Genomic DNA, 2,512 nt, shown 5'->3' on the forward strand with positions numbered 1-2,512 from the left:
GCGTTGGCTGCCGTGGCGGAAGGTAGCGGTGATTTTGTCAGCCAGGTCGCCAGCGAGTTACCCATGCAGGCGATCTCGGAGCTGATCGGTGTACCGCAGGACGGGCGCCGTCAGCTGTACGAATGGTCGAATCAGATGACGGGATACGACGACGAGTCGCTCGCCGGCGGGTCTCGGATGGCGTCGGCGCAGATCCTGGGCTACGCCTATCAACTGGCCGAGGCGAGACGGGAGGAACCGCTCGACGACATCATCTCGCGCTTGGTGCATGCCGACATCGACGGACAGAAACTCACCCCGGAACAGTTCGGTTTCTTCGTCATCATGTTGGCTGTCGCAGGCAACGAAACGACGCGAAACGCAACGACACTCGGCATGATGGCATTTCTCGAGCATCCGGATCAGTGGGAACTGTACAAGCGCGAGCGTCCGCGCACCGCCGCGGACGAGATCATCCGCTGGGCTTCGCCACTGACGTCGATGCAACGAACAGCAGTGGTGGACACACAGATTGCCGGCACTGCGATTGCGAAGGGGCAGCGTGTCGTACTGCTCTACGGCTCGGCGAACTTCGACGAAACCGTCTTCGGGAACCCCGAAGTCTTCGACATCACCCGAGACCCGAACCCGCACCTCGCGTTCGGAGGAACCGGGCCGCACTACTGCGTCGGCGCCAACCTGGCCAGAATGGAGGTCGATCTGATCTTCGGCAAGATCGCCGATCACATGCCCGACATCAGCAAGCTCGGCGATCCGAGCAGGCTCTCGTCCGGTTGGCTCAACGGGATCAAGGAATTCAAGGTCGACTACGGCAACTCCACGTCATGTCCTTCGGGGCATTGACGTGTACAGCGGAAGAGTTGCACTTGCGGGCCCGATGCGCGAACTCGGCCAGTTCTACCGGATGGGCGCCGATGTCGCAGTGGGCTTGTTCCGCACCCGCTTTCAGATGCAGGAGTTTCTCGAGCAGAGTTGGATGATCGCCCGGGTGTCGATCGTGCCGACCGTATTGGTGGCCGTGCCGTTCACGGTCCTGGTGAGTTTCACGCTCAACATCCTGCTCCGTGAGATCGGTGCCGCCGACCTCAGCGGCGCCGGGGCCGCGCTCGGCGCCGTGACTCAGGTCGGTCCGGTGGTGACGGTGCTGATCGTGGCAGGTGCGGGCGCGACTGCCATCGCCGCCGATCTGGGATCGAGAACGATTCGTGAAGAGATCGACGCCATGGAGGTGCTCGGGATCGATCCGATCACTCGGCTGGTGATTCCTCGGGTGGTCGCGTCGACCGTGGTGGCTTTGCTGCTCAACGGACTCGTCTGCGTCATCGGCATCGTCGGCGGTTACGCGTTCTCGGTGTTTCTCCAGGGCGTGAACCCTGGCGCCTTCGTCGAGGGAATCACGTTGCTGACCGGCCTCCCCGAGGTGGCGTTGTCGATGGTCAAAGCTGCACTGTTCGGGATGCTGGCGGGATTGGTGGCCTGCTATCGCGGACTGTCGGTACGGGGTGGGCCGAAAGGCGTGGGGGAGGCTGTCAACGAAACGGTGGTGTACGCATTCATGGCGTTGTTCGTCGTCAACACCATCGTCACCGCGGTCGGCATCCGATTGACGGCGGGGTGATCGAGGTGACGCTGTCGGATTCGCTGGCACAAATCGGCAAGTTCGGACGCACGCGGGCGCGGGTGGCTCGAACGTCACGCTCGATCGACGACGTCGGGCGACAAGCTGTCTTCTTCGCGCGCGCCATCGCTCACATCCCGTGGGCAATTCGCAAACACCCGAAAGAAGTGTTGAGGCTGGTAGCCGAGATCAGCATGGGCACCGGAGCTTTGGCAGTGATCGGCGGCACGGTTGCGGTCGTAGGATTTTTGACTCTCGCCTCGGGCGGCACCATTGCGATCCAAGGTTTCAGCTCACTGGGAAATATCGGAGTCGAAGCGCTCACCGGATTCTTCTCCGCCTTCATCAACGTTCGTATCGCTGCGCCGGTCATCGCGGGAATCGGCCTGTCGGCCACGATCGGCGCAGGTTCGACCGCGCAGATCGGTGCCATGCGCATCAGTGAGGAAATCGACGCCCTCGAATCGATGGCGATCAGTTCGGTCCCGTACGTCGTCAGCACCCGCGTCACCGCAGGGATGATCGCGATCTTGCCGCTGTACTCACTGGCGCTCGTGGGATCATTTCTAGCCGGACGATTCACCACGGTCGTGCTGTTCGGTCAGTCCTCCGGTCTTTACGACCACTACTTCACGACGTTCCTCGATCCGGTCGACGTCGCATGGTCCTTCGTTCAAGTGCTCGTGATGGCACTACTGGTGATGCTGATCCACACGTACTACGGATACAACGCGTCCGGGGGACCGTCGGGCGTGGGAACTGCAGTGGGCCGCGGGGTTCGGCTCTCGCTGATCTGCGTCGTGGCGGTGACCCTGCTCGTCTCACTCGCGCTCTACGGCGGTTCCGGCAACTTCAATCTGTCCGGTTAGGGGGACTGCGTGCACAGATACGGCT

General features: G+C 62.2%; 3 protein-coding genes. All 3 read left to right on the plus strand.

What is annotated here, in order from left to right; all coding sequences use genetic code 11:
• Window positions 1-843, plus strand: an 843-nt coding sequence (locus RWT78_RS29145; protein WP_314682948.1) for a cytochrome P450, incomplete at its 5' end; no start/stop codon positions are given.
• Window positions 844-877: 34 nt separating this feature from the next.
• Window positions 878-1,618, plus strand: a complete 741-nt coding sequence (locus RWT78_RS29150; RefSeq protein ID WP_399552217.1) for an MlaE family ABC transporter permease — start codon at window positions 878-880, stop codon at window positions 1,616-1,618.
• The gene (locus RWT78_RS29155) at window positions 1,615-2,487 is read left to right on the plus strand and encodes an ABC transporter permease (protein WP_003944051.1); all 873 of its coding nucleotides are present in this window, start codon (window positions 1,615-1,617) and stop codon (window positions 2,485-2,487) included. Before RWT78_RS29150 ends, RWT78_RS29155 begins: the two co-directional genes overlap by 4 nt.
• Window positions 2,488-2,512: the final 25 nt, after the last annotated feature.

The organism is uncultured Rhodococcus sp., assembly GCF_963525155.1.
Lineage (GTDB): Bacteria > Actinomycetota > Actinomycetes > Mycobacteriales > Mycobacteriaceae > Rhodococcus_F > Rhodococcus_F qingshengii.

Bases quoted from the DNA above. Each gene is read 5' to 3' on its own strand.
- RWT78_RS29150 (WP_399552217.1), top strand. From the start codon at position 878: ATGCGCGAACTCGGCCAGTTCTACCGGATGGGCGCCGATGTCGCAGTG.